General features: G+C 71.4%; 12 protein-coding genes. 7 read left to right on the forward strand and 5 right to left on the reverse strand.

Annotated features, from left to right (window positions below):
* Genes bpln_RS20285 through bpln_RS20305 form a run of 5 tightly spaced genes read left to right on the forward strand, consistent with a single transcriptional unit; the run spans window position 1 to window position 6089 of the window.
* Entirely contained in the window at window positions 1–1839 is a 1839-nt protein-coding gene (locus bpln_RS20285; protein ID WP_082465514.1) for an IucA/IucC family protein, read from the forward strand.
* Window positions 1836–3605 carry an IucA/IucC family protein gene (locus tag bpln_RS20290; protein ID WP_055139815.1) on the forward strand — a complete coding sequence of 590 codons (1770 nt, stop codon included), beginning with the start codon at window positions 1836–1838 and terminating at the stop codon, window positions 3603–3605. The genes bpln_RS20285 and bpln_RS20290 overlap by 4 nt, the downstream gene beginning before the upstream one ends.
* The gene (locus bpln_RS20295; protein WP_082465373.1) at window positions 3602–4441 is read left to right on the forward strand and encodes an HpcH/HpaI aldolase family protein; all 840 of its coding nucleotides are present in this window, start codon (window positions 3602–3604) and stop codon (window positions 4439–4441) included. Before bpln_RS20290 ends, bpln_RS20295 begins: the two co-directional genes overlap by 4 nt.
* Window positions 4438–5646, forward strand: coding sequence for a type III PLP-dependent enzyme (locus tag bpln_RS20300; RefSeq protein WP_055139816.1), 1209 nt, complete (start codon window positions 4438–4440; stop codon window positions 5644–5646). Before bpln_RS20295 ends, bpln_RS20300 begins: the two co-directional genes overlap by 4 nt.
* Window positions 5643–6089, forward strand: coding sequence for a ParB N-terminal domain-containing protein (locus tag bpln_RS20305; RefSeq protein ID WP_148654103.1), 447 nt, complete (start codon window positions 5643–5645; stop codon window positions 6087–6089). The genes bpln_RS20300 and bpln_RS20305 overlap by 4 nt, the downstream gene beginning before the upstream one ends.
* Before the next feature lie 12 nt (window positions 6090–6101).
* Here the strand turns inward: bpln_RS20305 and bpln_RS20310 are convergent, their stop codons facing one another.
* The 4 genes from bpln_RS20310 to bpln_RS20325 form a co-directional block, all read right to left on the reverse strand.
* The gene (locus bpln_RS20310) at window positions 6102–7118 is read right to left on the reverse strand and encodes a flippase-like domain-containing protein (protein WP_055139818.1); all 1017 of its coding nucleotides are present in this window, start codon (window positions 7116–7118) and stop codon (window positions 6102–6104) included.
* A 226-nt stretch (window positions 7119–7344) separates the two neighbouring features.
* Complete coding sequence (gene hpnI / locus bpln_RS20315) at window positions 7345–8610, reverse strand: bacteriohopanetetrol glucosamine biosynthesis glycosyltransferase HpnI (RefSeq protein WP_082465374.1); 1266 nt, start codon at window positions 8608–8610, stop codon at window positions 7345–7347.
* Entirely contained in the window at window positions 8610–10031 is a 1422-nt protein-coding gene (gene hpnJ, locus bpln_RS20320) for a hopanoid biosynthesis associated radical SAM protein HpnJ (protein ID WP_055139447.1), read from the reverse strand. The genes hpnI and hpnJ overlap by 1 nt, the downstream gene beginning before the upstream one ends.
* 96 nt (window positions 10032–10127) lie before the next feature.
* Window positions 10128–10526: a hypothetical protein gene (locus tag bpln_RS20325; RefSeq protein WP_055139819.1), complete on the reverse strand. Its 399-nt coding sequence runs from the start codon at window positions 10524–10526 to the stop codon at window positions 10128–10130.
* Between the two features lie 519 nt (window positions 10527–11045).
* Here bpln_RS20325 and bpln_RS20330 point away from each other — a divergent pair.
* Together bpln_RS20330 and bpln_RS20335 are read left to right on the forward strand one after the other, a co-directional pair.
* Window positions 11046–11708, forward strand: coding sequence for a response regulator (locus bpln_RS20330; RefSeq protein WP_055139820.1), 663 nt, complete (start codon window positions 11046–11048; stop codon window positions 11706–11708).
* Between the two features lie 59 nt (window positions 11709–11767).
* Entirely contained in the window at window positions 11768–13093 is a 1326-nt protein-coding gene (locus bpln_RS20335) for an ATP-binding protein (protein WP_063891358.1), read from the forward strand.
* A gap of 303 nt (window positions 13094–13396) precedes the next feature.
* Here bpln_RS20335 and bpln_RS20340 read toward each other — a convergent pair whose 3' ends face one another.
* Window positions 13397–14758: an MFS transporter gene (locus tag bpln_RS20340; RefSeq protein ID WP_055139822.1), complete on the reverse strand. Its 1362-nt coding sequence runs from the start codon at window positions 14756–14758 to the stop codon at window positions 13397–13399.
* Window positions 14759–14982: the final 224 nt, after the last annotated feature.

Below are 14982 nucleotides of genomic sequence, written 5' to 3' on the forward strand. Positions count from 1 at the left end.
ATGTCATCCCTTACCCTGCCGCGCGCTCCGTCCGCGCACGATGCAGTCCACCCGCCGGCGCTCGCCACCGGCGCCGAACGCCATCGGCTCGCGCCGCTCGACGCGCGGCTGCTCGAACAGTATTTCAATACCTATTGCCGCGAGACGGGCCGCTTCGACCCGCGCGTGAGCGACGCGCAGCTGCCCGACGACGCGGCCCGCGCGATCGCGCGCGGCTGGCGTGAGGCCGGCTTCGTGGTGGCCGGCGTGACGTTCCCGCACGATGGCGGCGCGGTGTTCGTCGCGCTCGCCCATCATTCGGCGATCGGCTTCCACCGGCTCGCGCCGCACGCGTTCGGCTGGACGCCCGGGCGCGGCGTGCAGCCGTTCGACGGGCCGGAGGCGTTCGCCACGCGCATCGCGCGCGCGCTCGCGCACCGCGCCGGGCTCGATGCAGCCGGCTGGCCCGCGCAGTTCGCGGCGCTGATGCACGACAGCATCGAGCGCGTGCGCGGCTTCCATCGCGAGGCGCCGGACTCGCACGACGGCTCGCGCGGCGCTGCGGGCGCGGTGCCGCGCACGCCGTTCGTCGAGGCCGAGCAGTCGCTGCGTTTCGGCCATGTGTTCCATGTGAGTTCGAAATCGTCGAGCGGCTTCAGCGACGACGACGTGGCCGCCTACGCGCCCGAACGCGGCGCGGCGTTCCGGCTGCATTACTTCGCGGTCGCGTCGCGCTGCCTCGACGCGGCGACGATCGACGCCGCGCAGCCGCCGATCGATCCCGAGGCGATGCGCGCCGCGGCGGCGCTGCTCGGCGACAGCGAATACCGGCTGCTGCCGAGCCATCCGTGGCAGGCCGCGTTCCTGCTCGGCCACGACGAGGTGAAGGCGCTGCTGAAGTCGGGCGACCTCGTCTCGCTCGGGCCGATGGGCGAGCCGGCGTGGCCCACTTCGTCGGTGCGCACCGTCTGGCTGCCGAAGCAGCGGCGCTTCCTCAAGCTGCCGCTCGACGTGCGGATCACCAATTTCGTGCGCAACAACCCGCCCGAGCAGGCGGCGCGCGCGCTCGACGCGAGCCGCTATCTGGCCGCGCTGCCGCGCCGCTACCGCGCCACGCCGGGCTTCGAGATCCTGCTCGACACCGGCCGAGCCTCGCTCGCGACGGCCGACGCCGCGCTGCGCGCGAGCAGCCTCGTGATCCATCGCGAGCCGATGCGCGACGATCTCGGCGACCACGCGCGCGTGCTGGCCAGCGTGCTGGAGGAGCGCCCGGACGGCGCCACGCCGCTGGCCGCGCTGCTGCGCGAGGCGCTCGGCGCGGCGCCGTCGCGTGCGCGGCTCGCGAGTTGGTGGACCGCCTATCTCGACGTGATGCTGCTGCCGCTGCTGCGGCTGTTCGCCTGCGAGGGCGTGAGCCTGGAGGCGCATCTGCAGAACGCGCTGGTGGCGTTTCGCGGCGGCTGGCCCGCGCGCGGCTACGTGCGCGACATGGAAGGCGCGAGCCTCAGCCGGGCGCGCTGCCGGCAGCCGGCGCTGCTCGACGCCGCCAGCCCCGCGCTCTATGAAGAGGCTGAGGCGTGGAAGCGCTTCTGCTACTACGTGCTGGTCAATCAGGTCGGGCATCTGATCGCGAGCGTGGCGCGCGCTGGGTACGGCGACGAGGCCGCGCTCTGGCGCCTCACGGCCGAGGTCTGGGCGGCCACGCGCGAGCCCGAACTGGTCGCGCTGCTGGACGACCTCGGGCAGCGCCCGACGCTGCCGGCCAAGGCCAACATGTCGAGCTGCTTCGGCCGCCACGGCGAACTGCCGGCCTGGGTCGAGATCCCGAACCCGCTGTTCGGCACGGAGGTGCGCGCATGACACTCGCCGAATTCGACACGCTGGTCCACAGCGACGCTTATCGCGACGCAGCCGTGCGCGTGGTGCGCCAGCTGCTGGAGGCGCTGCTGTTCGAGGAACGCCTGCCGCTCGCGCGCCGCGAGGGCGACACGCTGACGATCGCCGCGACCGACGCTCACGGCGAGCCGGTCGCCTATCATTGCCGCGTGCTGCGCAGCGCGTCGTTCGCGCGGCTGCGGATCGTCTCGCCGGTGCTGCGCCGCGCCGGCGGCGGCGAGGCGCCCGCCACCGACGCGGCGTGCGTGGTCGCCGAGCTGGCCGGGCAGCTGGCGGCCGAGCCGGCGCGGCTCGCGCAGTTCGCGGCCGAGCTGCTGGCCACTCACATGAAGGACGCGCAGACGCGCCTGGCCCGCCAGGGCCGGCTGCTGCGCGGCAAGGACTACGACGAGGTCGAGGCCGGCCTGACCGGCGCGCATCCGTATCACCCCGGCTACAAGTCGCGGCTCGGCTTCACGCTGGCCGACAACCAGCGCTACGCGCCCGAGTGCTCGACCGGCGTCGCGCCGCTGCTGATCGCGGCGCGCCGCGACGTCTGCCGCTGGGCCGCCGGCCGCGCGGTGGCCGGGTGCGATCCGCGCAACCTGCTGGCGCCGGCCGAACGCGCCGCGTTCGAGGTGCGGCTGACCACGCTCGGCCTCGATCCGGACGACTACCTGCCGCTGCCGATGCATCCGTGGCAGTGGGAGACGATCGCCGAGGCCGGCTGCCATGCCGCCTGCGCGCGCCGCGAGCTGGTGCCGGTCGGGCCGCTGCAGGACCGCTACCGGCCGCAGCAGTCGATCCGCACGCTGGCCAACGTCGACCGGCCGCTCGCGCCGTCGATCAAGCTCGCGATGAATCTCGTCAACACCTCGACCTCGCGCGTCCTCGCGCCGCACACGGTGCGCAACGCGGCGCCGCTCAGCGACTGGCTCGACCAGCTGGTGGCCGACACCGCGTGGCCTGCTCCGCTCGCGCGGCCGGTGATCCTCAAGGAGACGGCCGGCGTCGGCTACGTGCCGGGCGCGCCGGTGGCCGGCCAGTACGGTGCGTTCGCCTGCATCTGGCGCGACAGCATCCATGCGCACCGGCGCGACGACGAACAGGCGCTGCCGATGACGGCGCTGCCACACGTCGACGCCGACGGTCGCCTGCTGGTGGCCGACGCCGTCGCGCGCCACGGCGTGCAGGCCTGGGTGCGCCGCCTGATCGAGCGTGCCTGGCTGCCGGTGCTGCACCTGCTCTGGCTGCACGGCACCGCGCTCGAATCGCATGCGCAGAACATGGTGCTGCTGCTGGTGGACGGGCTGCCCGAGCGCGTCGCGCTGAAGGACTTCCACGACGGCGTGCGCTACTCGCGGCGCTGGCTGTCCACGCCGCCGCCCGCGCTCGACGCGCCGCCCGCCGAGCACGCGAGCGTGAACCCGAACTCGTTCATCGAGACCGACGACGCCGACGAGCTGCGCGACTTCACCTGCGATGCGCTGCTGTTCGTCAACCTCGCCGAGATCGCCTGGGCGTTCGCGCGGCATCTCGGGTTCGACGAAGCGGCGTTCTGGGCGATCGCGGCCGACACGATCCGCGAGCATCAGGCGCGGCATCCCGAACTCGCCGAACGCTTCGCGCTGTTCGACTGCTTCGCGCCGACGCTGCAGATCGAGCTGCTGGCGAGCCGGCGCTTCCTGCCCGAGATCCGGCTGCGCACGCGCGCGGCGCCGAATCCGCTCGCGCAGGTGGTGCGCGTATGACGGCGCCGAACCTGCCGTCGACGTCGGCGCCGCTGCTTCCAGCGGTGGTCGAGGCCGGGCCGCGCGCGCTGAAGGCCATGCTGCGCGAGCCGTCCGGCGCGGCCTGCTTCGGCCTGTTCTGCTCGACGCCGGCGCCGCTGACGGTCGAGCTGATCGCGGCGGCCGGCTTCGATTTCGTGATCGTCGATCTCGAGCACACGCTGATCGACGGCGCGACGCTGGCGGCGATGCTGCTCGCGGCGCGCGCTGCCGGGATCGCGGCGCTGGTGCGGCCGGCCGCGCCTTGGCAGATCGCGCCGGTGCTCGACCAGGGCGCGCAGGGCATCGTCGTGCCGCGCGTGCAGTCGGCCGACGAGGCGGGGCAGGCGGTGCGGGCCGCGCGCCACGCGCCGCTCGGGCAGCGCGGCCTGAACGCCACCGCCGCGAGCCGCTTCGGCCGTGACGACCTGGCCGCCGCCGCCGCGCGCGCCGATGCCGACACGCTGGTGATCGCGATGATCGAGGACCGCACGGGCCTCGCCGCCGCCGACGCGATCGCGGCCGTGGACGGCATCGACGCGCTGCTCGGCGGCGCGGCGGACTTGTCCCAGGATCTCGGCCTGACCTGGCGAACCCGCGCGCCCGAAGTGCGCGAGGCGCTCGCGCGGATCGACGCGAGCGCGCGCGCGGCCGGCAAGCTGGCCGTCGCGCTGCCACGCGACGACGCCGAGATCGAGGCGGCGCGCCGCGCCGGCGCACGGCTCGTGATCGCCGGCGACGATCGCGGCATCGCGCGCCGCGCGTTCGCGGCGGCCTGCGACCACCATCACCGGATCTTCAACCCATCCCAGCCATGAATCGCGAATCCATCGAACGTTATCTGGCCGCGGCGCCGTCGCCGGCCTGCGCCTACCTCTACGACCTCGACCACTTGCGCCGCCGCGCCGCGCGGCTGGTCGCGGCGCTGCCGGACGGCTGCGAGCTGTTCTATGCCGTGAAGGCCAACAGCGACGCGCCGGTGCTCGGCGCGCTTGCCGGCGCCGTCGCCGGCTACGAAGTGGCCTCGCTCGGCGAGATCGAGCGCGTGCGCGAGGCAGTGGGCGCCGCGCGCATCGCGTTCGGCGGCCCAGGCAAGACCGACCGCGAGCTGCGCGGCGCGCTCGAACACGGCGTCGAGTTGATCCACGTCGAGAGCGAGCTGCAGCTGCGCCGGCTCGATGCGGTGGCGCGCGAGCATGGCAGCCGCGCGCGCGTGCTGCTGCGCGTGAACCCGAAGCCGTTCGCGGCCGACGACGGCGGCCCGGGGGCCACCGGCACGCTGACGATGGGCGGCCGGCCAACCCAGTTCGGCATCGACGAGGACGAGGTGCCGGCGCTGATCGCGCTGGCGGCGAGCCTGCCCGGCGTGCAGTTGGTCGGGCTGCATCTGCACGCACTGTCGAATAATCTGGACGCCGCCTCGCACCTGGCGCTGATGCGCCATTACCTGACGCTCGCAACGGCGCTGCGCGAGCGCCACGGGCTCGTGCTCGAGACGCTGAACGTGGGCGGCGGGATCGGGGTGGACTACGCGAACCCGGACCGCGAGTTCGACTGGCCGCTGTTCTGCCGCGGCCTGCGCGCGCTGCTGGCCGACACCGCCGCCGGCTGCCGGATCGTGTTCGAGTGCGGGCGCTTCGTGGCGGCCGACTGCGGCTGCTACGTGACCGAGGTGATCGACCTGAAGCGCAATCACGGCCGCCATTTCGCGGTGCTGCGCGGCGGCACGCATCATTTCCGGCTGCCCGCGTCGTGGCAGCACGATCATCCGTTCTTCGTGGTGCCGAACGAGGCGTGGCCCTATACATTCGCGCGTCCGCAGCTGGAGGACGGCGAGCTGAGCCTGTGCGGCGAGCTCTGCACGCCGAAGGACGTGCTCGCCGCGCACGCGCGCGTGGCGCGGCTGCGCGTCGGCGATCGCATCGTGTTCCGGCTGGCCGGCGCCTACGGCTGGCACATCTCGCACCACGATTTCCTGAGCCACCCGCATCCCGAGCGGATCTACCTCGGAGCCCCATCGTGATGACTTCCCTGCGAGCCTTGCCGCTGCGCTTCCTGGACCCGGCGCGGCTGCTGCCGCACGAATTGCACGACCCGGTACACGCGGCGGCGCTAGCCGATTCGATGCGTGAGAGCGGTATCTGGCGCGTGCCGATCGTGGTCGAGCGCGGCAGCCTGACGGTGATGGACGGCCACCATCGGCTCGCCGCGGCGCTGGCGCTGCGGGTCGCGCGGATTCCGGCGCTGCTGCTCGATTACGACACCGTGCCGGTCAGCGCGACGCGCGACGGCTACGAGGTCACGCCGGCCGCGATCGTGGCGCGCGCCCGCGCGGGCGAGCTGTATCCGGTCAAGACCACGCGCCACCGCTTCGCGGCGCCGCTGCCGGCCTGCCACGTTTCGCTGCGGCTGTTGTGGGCGGCGGCGCCGTGCGCGAGCGAGCCCGCGGCGCTGGTTGAGTCGTGAGGCGGCCGGCGGTCAGTCCTTCGTAGCCGCGTTCGCCGCCGCGTCCGCGTTCGCGCGTTCGCGGCCCGGTCTGCGCTCGGCCAGCTGCCAGACCGCGAGCCCGGGCAGGTAGAACAGCAGGTCGCGCAGCCGCCGCGCGCCGGCCAGCGCGAGGCAGACCGGCGGATCGAGGCCGAGCAGGCCGCCGATCAGCACGAAGCCGCCTTCCTGCACGCCGAGGCCGCCCGGCACCAGGAACGCGAGGCTGCTGACGAGCTGGATCAGCGCCTCGATCACGAGCGCGTCGGCGAACGACGCGTGCGCGCCGAGCGCGAGCAGCGCGAGCCAGATTTCGAGCGAGAAGCCGAGGAACTGCAGCGTCTGCCAGACCGCCAGATAGCGCACCACCACGCCGGTGTTGCGCCACAGCAGCATCACGAAGCGGTCGACGCGCGCGGAGGCGCCGAGCGTCTCGACGAACTGGCCGCTCGTGACGCGGTTCAGCAGCTGCGTGGCGCGCTCGAACGGCCGCGCGTGCTGCACCAGCGCGAACAGCAGCAGCACCGGCGCCGCGAGCGCGATGCCCACCGCCAGCCGCCCGACCAGGCGGCTCGTGTCGGAGGCCGAGTGTTCAAGCAGCCAGCCCACCGCGAGCAGCGCGAACACGAACTGGCTGATCAGCGTGAGCTGCATGTCCACCACGAGGCTCGCGATCGCCGTGGCCGGCTTCACGCGCAGCCGGCGCAGCAGGCGGTACGAGACGATCTCGCCGCCGATCCGCGCCACCGGCAGCAGGCCGTTCACCGACTCGCGGATCAGCACGAGCTTCAGCATCGCGCCGAAGCCGGGACGCGGCGCGCGCCGGATCAGCAGGCGCCAGTCGGCCGCGTTCGCGAGCATCGGCAGGATGTGCACCGCGGCGGCCAGCAGCAGGCCGGCGCCGGCCTCGCGCAGCAGCGCGAGGATCGCGGCGGGATGGTCGCGCCACACCAGCCAGATCGCGATGGCGAGGCCGAGCGCGGCCGCGACGGAGCCGAGCGATTTCTTCATGCGCGGCTCCGGTGGCGTGCGGCGAGGCGAGGCGCGATGGTGGGCATGACGGGGGATCGATTCATGACGGCAGGCCGGGCATGCGGCTGCGGGTTCGGCGGCAGGTTCGGCGTGCCGCGCGGCATGCCGGACCGCTGCGACGTCCGCTCGCGTCCACGGCAGGCGGCGCAAACGGGACGGGCAGCATCAACGACACGAACCGCGCGGGGCAGCGTACCACGCGCGCTCATTCGTCGAGGCGGGGCACCAGTCGGCCCGACGGGTCGACGCGCAGCCGGCGGCCGCGCCAGACCACGTCGGACATCCCGAAGCTCGCCACGAAGATGCCGAACTGCAGCAGGTCGTTGAGCGGCAGCAGCGCGAGATCGGCGAACGGCTGGCCTAACGCGCGATCGACGCGCCACTTCAGCGCGACGCGCGCGGCGAGCGCCGCGGCCACCAGCCACCAGGCGCCGTGCGCGCCGCCCGAGGCGAGCAACGCGAGCAGCGCGAACGGCAGCGGATGCATCAGTGCCGAGCCGAGGTGGCCGAGCGGGTCGGCGGCGCGGATGGTCCGGCTCCAGCGCAGCTCGTGTGTGAACAGCGCGCTGAAGGTCGATTCGATGCAGGCGTGATCGACGATCAGCGGCGGCACCGACACAGTCGCGCCGATGCCGCGCACCGCCTCGCCGATCGCGTGGTCCTCGGCGAGATGATGTACGAACGCGGCGAGCCCGCCGATCTGGTCGAGCGTGGCGCGCCGGATCGCGATGGTCTGGCCGAAGCAGGGCCGCGCCAGCTTGGTTGCGAGCCCGGTGACCACGCCGGGGAAGAACAGGTAGTTGGTCGAGGCGGCAGCCGCGCGCGGCCACAGGCCCGGCGCGCTGATGCCGCGATAGGCGCTCGTCACGAGCCCGACGCCGGGCTGCTCGAGCGCGCCGACGATGCGGTACAGGTAGTCGCGGCCCACGCACACGTCACTGTCCGCGAAGCAGAGCAGGTCATGTTCGGCCTGTTCCAGCATGTTGACGAGGTTGCAGATCTTGCGGTTCGGGCCATAGAGCCGTGCGTCGGCCACCAACGTGATGTGCGCCTGCGGATAGCGCTCGCGCAGCGTCGCGACGGCGCGCAGCGCGTCGTCGTTGGCGTCGTGGACGCCGAACAGGTATTGCACCGGCGCCGGGTAATCATGGTCGAAGAAGCTCGCCAGATGATCGACGAGCCGCCACTCGTCGCCATGCAGCGGCTTCATCAGCGTGACGGGCGGGTACTGCGTGGGCAGTGTCGGCGCGCGCGCGAAGAAGCGGCCGACCAGGCCGGCCGCGACCAGCGTATAGACGAGGCCGAATGCGGCGCAGAGGCTCGCGACCGTCGCGAGCGCATGGCCGAGCGTGAGGACGAACGGCAGGTGGTGGCGCGCCGCGTCGCTCAGCGCGATCGCGGCACCGACGATGACCGAAGTGGAGACGGCACGGCCCGCGTGGCCGCGCGTCCACGAACGCGGCTCCTGCATCACGCCTCGTGCGCGCGCAGGAAGCGGAAGAACTCGACGCCCTCGCGCAGGCGACGCTTCATCATGTCCCGGCTCGACAGCATCTCGCGCACGATCTCCCAGATCTTCGCGGGCCGGAAGTAGAACGCGCGGTAGAAGTGTTCCAGCTCGTGATAGATGGCTTCCCTCGACAGGTGCGGATAGCCGATCGCCGCCAGTTGCACGCCTTCCTTGCTGACCAGGTTGATGGTCTTGTTCTCCTCCATCCAGCCGTTCTCCACCGCCTGCTCGTAGAGCTTCGTGCCCGGATACGGCGCCGCCAGCGACACCTGGATCGTGTGCGGATTGATTTCCTTCGCGTATTCGATGGTCTTCTGGATGGTGTCCTTCGTCTCGCCCGGCAGCCCGAGGATGAAGGTGCCGTGGATCTTGATGCCGAGCTTCCTGCAATCCTCGTTGAAGCGGCGCGCGATGTCGGTGCGCAGGCCCTTCCTGATGTTCAGCAGGATCTGGTCGTCGCCCGATTCGTAGCCCACCAGCAGCAGGCGCAGGCCGTTCTCCTTCATGATCTTCAGCGTCGAGTACGGCACGTTCGCCTTGGCGTTGCACGACCACGTCACGCCGAGCCTGCCGAGCCCGCGCGCGATTTCCTCGACGCGCGGCTTGAAGTCGGTGAAGGTGTCGTCGTCGAACATGATCTCCTTGACTTCCGGCATGTTGTCGCGAATCCACTTCACCTCGGCCAGCACGTTCTCGACCGAGCGCACGCGGTAGCGGTGGCCGCCCACGGTCTGCGGCCAGAGGCAGAACGTGCATTTCGAGCGGCAGCCGCGACCGGTGTAGATCGAGACGTAGGGGTAATCGAGATAGCCGATGAAGTAATTGTCGATCTTGAGGTCGCGCTGGTAGACGGGGGCGACGAACGGCAGCGCGTCCATGTCCTCGATCATCGGGCGCGGGCCGTTGTGCTCGATCGAGCCGTCGGCGGCGCGGTAGCTCAAGCCGAGGATCCCGGCGAAGGGCTTGCCCTCGGCGACGTCGCGGCAGGTGTAGTCGAATTCCTCGCGGCAGACGAAGTCGATCGCGTCGGAGGCGGTCAGGGAGTTGTGCGGATCGACGGCGACCTTGGCGCCGACCATGCCGATCAGGACCGCCGGGTTGCGCTGCTTGAGGTCCTGGGCGAACAGGGCGTCGGTGGGGAACGACGGCGTGCTGGTGTGGATGATGACGAGCTCGTAGCCGGCGGCGATGTCGAGCGTGGCCGCGACGGACAGGCCGTCGGCGGGGGCGTCGAGCACGCGGCTGCCGGGCACGAGCGCGGCGGGCTGGGCGAGCCAGGTGGGATACCAGAACGAGCGGATCTCGCGCCTGGCCTGGTAGCGCGAACCGGCGCCGCCGTCGAAGCCGTCATAGGACGGGGCTTGCAGGAACAGTGTTTTCATCGTGTCGGAAGAGGGGAGTGCGGCGCAGGCGTTATCGGTCGGCGGCCGCGGCGTCGGATGTCTTGTTTTGCAGTCCTTCATGAAACTGAAAGACTGTCATGCGATCACGTTCCCGAAGCGGTCGCGGTGCAGGCGGATGTACAGCAGCACCAGCGCACGCAGCGGGCAGCGCGGCGACACCTGCACGGTGCCGCCCGGCGCCGGCTCGACGAGCACGTGCCCGCGCCCGATGCCGGCGCGGAACGCGAAATGCGCGCCGGCGCGCACCGCAGCCACGGCGACGACGAGATAGGCGAGTGTCGCGCAGCGAAATGTCGGCGTCGTGAAATCGCGCTGCGGAACATGCAGCACGCCCATCGACAGCAGCACCAGCGCCTGCGCGCCGAACGCGGCGAGCGCCGCGATCAGCAGATAGGTACGCCACGCCTCGATGGTGGGAAACGCGAAGCCCGGACCGGAGCCGGCCGACGTCGGAAGGCGAAAGAGGATTGGCACGCTGGACGGTCCTTCGGTTTGCTTACGTCGGACGAGACTTCGTCGGCCCCGCGCGCCGAGTTCAAAGGGCGCGGCGGGGTGCATGGCGATGCTACGGGGCTGAACCTGAAGGCAAGCTTAAGGCCCGGCCGTGGCAACCATGTTGCGATGGCGGTCACGAAATGATGGTGCCCGGCCGGCGGCGTCTGCGCGGATTCATCCGGCGTGGCGTGCGTCCCGCGCGGTTTCAGCAGCGCGACTGCTGGCACGAGCGGCCGTTGCGCGATCCGCGCCCGGGCCGACCGCCATCGCGAGCGCGATCCGCCGCTGCTCACGCGCGCCACACGGCGGCCGCTTCGGGCTGCGCCGCCGGCCGCGTTTCTGCCCGACTTACGCACTGAAAGCCGGTAACTGCCCGCTGCCGCCCAGGCTAAGCCGCCGCTAAGGATTGGCTGCCTATCATCCGCGCTTGATCCGGGCTTGATCGCGAGCCGCCGTCCGGTGGCCGCGCGACCGGACAGTCGACGAGGCAGGCAAGCCATGCGCGTATTGCTCGTAGAAGACGATCCGCTGATCGGCAGCGGACTCGATGAAGGACTCCGCCACGAAGGCTTCGCGGTGGATTGGGTGCGCGACGGCGACGCCGCGACGCTCGCGCTGCGCACCACGCCCTACGGGCTGCTGCTGCTCGACCTCGGCCTGCCGGGGCAGGACGGCCTGTCGCTGCTGGCTTCGCTGCGGCGCCGCGACGACGCGCTGCCGGCCATCGTGATCACCGCGCGCGACGCCGTGACCGACCGCGTCGCGGGCCTCGACGCCGGCGCCGACGACTACCTCGTCAAGCCGTTCGTGCTGGAGGAACTGCTCGCGCGGATCCGCGCCGTGAACCGGCGCCACGCCGGCCGCGCCCAGACCACGCTGACGGCCGGCGCGCTGAAGCTCGACCCGGTGCGCCACCAGGTCTGGCTCGCCGACGACGAGGTCGCGCTGTCGCCGAAGGAATTCGTGATGCTGCACGAGCTGATGCTCGACCCCGGCGCGGTGATCTCGCGCGAGCAGTTCGAGGAGCGGCTCTACAGCTGGGGCGAGGAAGTGGAGAGCAACGCGGTGCAGGTCCACATCCACAACCTGCGCAAGAAGCTCGGCCACGTCGCGATCCTGACCGTGCGCGGCGTCGGCTACCGGATCGGGGGCGCGGCGTGAGCCTGCGAGCGCGACTGTCGGCGCGGCGCTTCGTGACCTCGCTGCGCGGCCGGCTGCTGATGTGGCTGCTGCCGGCCGCCTGCGTGGTGGGCATCCTGGCCAGCGCCGGCACCTACTGGGCCGCGGTGCGCGAACTCGATTTCCTGCTCGACGACCAGATCCGCAGCGTGTCGCGGCAGGTGGAGATCAACCAGCATGGCCAGCCCGCGTTCGCGGGCCACGGTGCGCACGCCGCGCAGCCCCGCGAGCTCAACGATGCCGACGACGTGGTATTGCAGATCTGGCGCGGCGGCCGGCTCGAATTCACGACCGATCCGGGCATCGTGCTGCCGCCGCCCGGCGCGCCGGGCCTCGCCAAGCTCGACGCCGACGGCCAGAGCTGGCATACCTATGTGCGCGAGAGCGCCGGCACCACGATTCGCGTCGCGCAGCCGCGCACCGCGCGCTGGGACGCGCTCGCGCACATCGCGATCCACCTGCTGTGGCCGGTGCTGTCGCTGCTGCCGCTGCTCGCGATCGGGCTCTGGTTCGGCATCGGCCACGGCCTGCGGCCGCTGCGGATCATCACCTCGGGGCTGCGCCAGCGCCATGCCACGCGGCTCGATCCGCTCGACACCCAGGCCCTGCCCGACGAGGTCGAGCCGCTCGCGAGCGGCATCAACGACCTGCTCGCGCGGCTCGACGAATCGTTCACGCTGCAGCGCCACTTCATCGCCGATGCCGCGCACGAGCTGCGCACGCCGATCATGGGGCTGTCGATCCAGGCGCAGCTGCTCGGCCGCGCCGCCAACGACGCCGAGCGCGTGCGGATCGCCGCGCAGATCCAGGCCGGGGCCACGCGGCTCGGCCATCTCGCCGAGCAGCTGCTGACGCTCGCGCGGCTCGAACCCGATTCGCAGACGGCCGCGCTCGCGCCCGTCGATCTCGCCGCGCTGGCGCGCTCGGTGGTGGGCGATCGCGCGCGCGTGGCCGACGCGCGCCAGGTGGACCTCGGCGCCGTGGGCGGCGGCGCGCTGGTGGTGCCGGGCAATCCCGACACGCTGCGCGTGCTCGTCAACAACCTCGTCGACAACGCGATCCGCTACGCGGGCGCCGGCGCGAGCGTGGATGTGCGCACCGGGCGCGGCGTCGACGGCGTGCCGGTGATCGAGGTCCGCGATACCGGTCCCGGGATTCCGGCCAGCGACCGCGCGCGGGTGTTCGAGCGCTTCTATCGCGGCAGCGGCGCGCAGGGCGTGGCCGAATCGGGCAGCGGGCTCGGGCTGTCGATCGTCAAGCGGATCGCCGAGCAGCATCACGCCAACGTGGTGCTTGGCGACGGGCCGAGCGGGCGCGGGCTGTCGGTGGCGGTGCGGTTCGAGCGCGAGGCGGACGCGATGGTTTGAGCGGTGCCGTGTGCTGCGCCGCACGGTGAAAACTTTCCGAACGCGACGAGCGACTCGAACACCGGAACCGATGCTTCGAACGCTCGAACGCCTCGAACGGCCGGCACGCCACGGCATGCGTGCCCCGGACCGAGGTCCGACGCATCGGGCATCACGCGCAACCTGACGCGCCACGCCGCACCGCCCTCCAAAACGACACAGGCCGCGCTGGCATGGGCGGATCCTTGATTCGCCCATGCCAGCGCGGCCTGCCGCCTTGCCGGCGCGCGACCCTCGCCGCGCCGGCCAACCATCATCATCGCCTCAACGCCCGGGCGCCTTGCGCAGCGTCACGCGCGTGATGTCCTTCACGATCACGAGGTAGCAGAGCACCGTCACCAGCGCGTTGAGCCCGACGAACAGCAGCGCGCCGTTGAACGAGCCGCTCGCGCCCACCAGGTAGCCGATCACGATCGGCGTGACGATCCCGGCCGCGTTGCCGAACATGTTGAAGAGGCTTCCCGACAGGCCGATCGCTTCCTTCGGCGCCGTGTCGGCCACCACCGCCCAGCCGAGCGAGCCGATGCCCTTGCCGAAGAACGACAGCGCCATCAGCGCGATCACGAGCGCGGCGCTGTCCACGTAGTTGCAGCCGATGATCGCCATCGACAGCAGCATGCCGCCGATGATCGGGATCTTGCGCGCCCGCGTCAGCGACACGCCGCGCCGGATCATGCCATCCGACAGCATGCCGCCCAGCACCCCGCCCAGGAAGCCGCAGATGGCCGGCAGCGAGGCCAGCACGCCGGCCTTCAGGATCGACATGCCGCGCGCCTGCACCAGGTAGATCGGGAACCAGGTCAGGAAGAAGTAGGTGAGCACGTTGATGCAGTACTGGCCGAGGTAGACGCCGATCAGCATCCGGTTGCCGAGCAGCTGGCGCACGTAGAACCAGCCCGCGAGCCGCTCGGGCGCGCCGCCGGCGGGCGTCGCGCCGCTCGTCTCGATCACGCCGCCGCCCTGCTCGATGTGCTCGCGCTCGGCCTGGTTCACGCCCGGGTGGTCGGCCGGGCTGCGCACCACGCGCATCCACAGCAGCGCGAGCGCCATGCCGGCCAGGCCGAGCCACAGATACACCTGATGCCAGCTGAACGCGTGCGTGAGCCAGGCCATCAGCGGCGTGAACAGCACGGCCGCGAAGTACTGCGCCGCGTTGAAGATCGCCGACGCGGTGCCGCGCTCGCTGGTCGGGAACCAGCTCGCCACCACCTTGGCGTTGGCCGGGAACGCCGGCGCCTCGGCGATCCCCACCGCGAAGCGCAGCACGAACAGCGCGGCCACCGCCAGCGTGGCGCTGCCGGCGAAGCCGATCGTGCTCTGCAGCAGCGTGAACAGCGACCAGAGGAAGATGCTGCCCGCATACACGCGGCGCGCGCCGAAGCGGTCGAGCAGCCAGCCGCTCGGCAGCTGCGCGAGCACGTAGGCCCAGCTGAACGACGAGAAGATGTAGCCCATCTGCACCGCGTCGATGCCGAACTCCTTGCGCATCGAGGTGCCGGTGATCGACAGCGTCGCGCGATCCGCGTAGTTCAGCGTCGTCACGACGAAGATCATCAGCAGGATCCAGTAGCGGACGGCGGTCCGTTTGACCGTGGTGGCCGGATTGGCGGTGCGGGTCGCTTCCATGAAGTGTCCTGGCGAGAGCGCGAGAAGAATCTGTTTATTGGTCTGGGTACGACGGATCCGGCTGTTGACTGATATGTCGTCGTACAACTTGGGAGTGTAGGACCATGGTCGCGAGGCGCCTAGCAGGGTTTTCCCTCTGCCCGATCCTTCGCAATAATCCCTTTTCACTCAATGAAATGATCGGAGTGGACCGTGCTCCGGTCGTGGCGATTCTTCTAGTCAGT

Source organism: Burkholderia plantarii (assembly GCF_001411805.1).
GTDB lineage: Bacteria > Pseudomonadota > Gammaproteobacteria > Burkholderiales > Burkholderiaceae > Burkholderia > Burkholderia plantarii.

Bases quoted from the DNA above. Each gene is read 5' to 3' on its own strand.
- bpln_RS20285 (WP_082465514.1), top strand. From the start codon at position 1: ATGTCATCCCTTACCCTGCCGCGCGCTCCGTCCGCGCACGATGCAGTC.
- bpln_RS20290 (WP_055139815.1), top strand. From the start codon at position 1,836: ATGACACTCGCCGAATTCGACACGCTGGTCCACAGCGACGCTTATCGC.
- bpln_RS20295 (WP_082465373.1), top strand. From the start codon at position 3,602: ATGACGGCGCCGAACCTGCCGTCGACGTCGGCGCCGCTGCTTCCAGCG.
- bpln_RS20300 (WP_055139816.1), top strand. From the start codon at position 4,438: ATGAATCGCGAATCCATCGAACGTTATCTGGCCGCGGCGCCGTCGCCG.
- bpln_RS20310 (WP_055139818.1), bottom strand. From the start codon at position 7,118: ATGAAGAAATCGCTCGGCTCCGTCGCGGCCGCGCTCGGCCTCGCCATC.
- hpnI (WP_082465374.1), bottom strand. From the start codon at position 8,610: ATGCAGGAGCCGCGTTCGTGGACGCGCGGCCACGCGGGCCGTGCCGTC.
- hpnJ (WP_055139447.1), bottom strand. From the start codon at position 10,031: ATGAAAACACTGTTCCTGCAAGCCCCGTCCTATGACGGCTTCGACGGC.
- bpln_RS20330 (WP_055139820.1), top strand. From the start codon at position 11,046: ATGCGCGTATTGCTCGTAGAAGACGATCCGCTGATCGGCAGCGGACTC.
- bpln_RS20335 (WP_063891358.1), top strand. From the start codon at position 11,768: ATGTGGCTGCTGCCGGCCGCCTGCGTGGTGGGCATCCTGGCCAGCGCC.
- bpln_RS20340 (WP_055139822.1), bottom strand. From the start codon at position 14,758: ATGGAAGCGACCCGCACCGCCAATCCGGCCACCACGGTCAAACGGACC.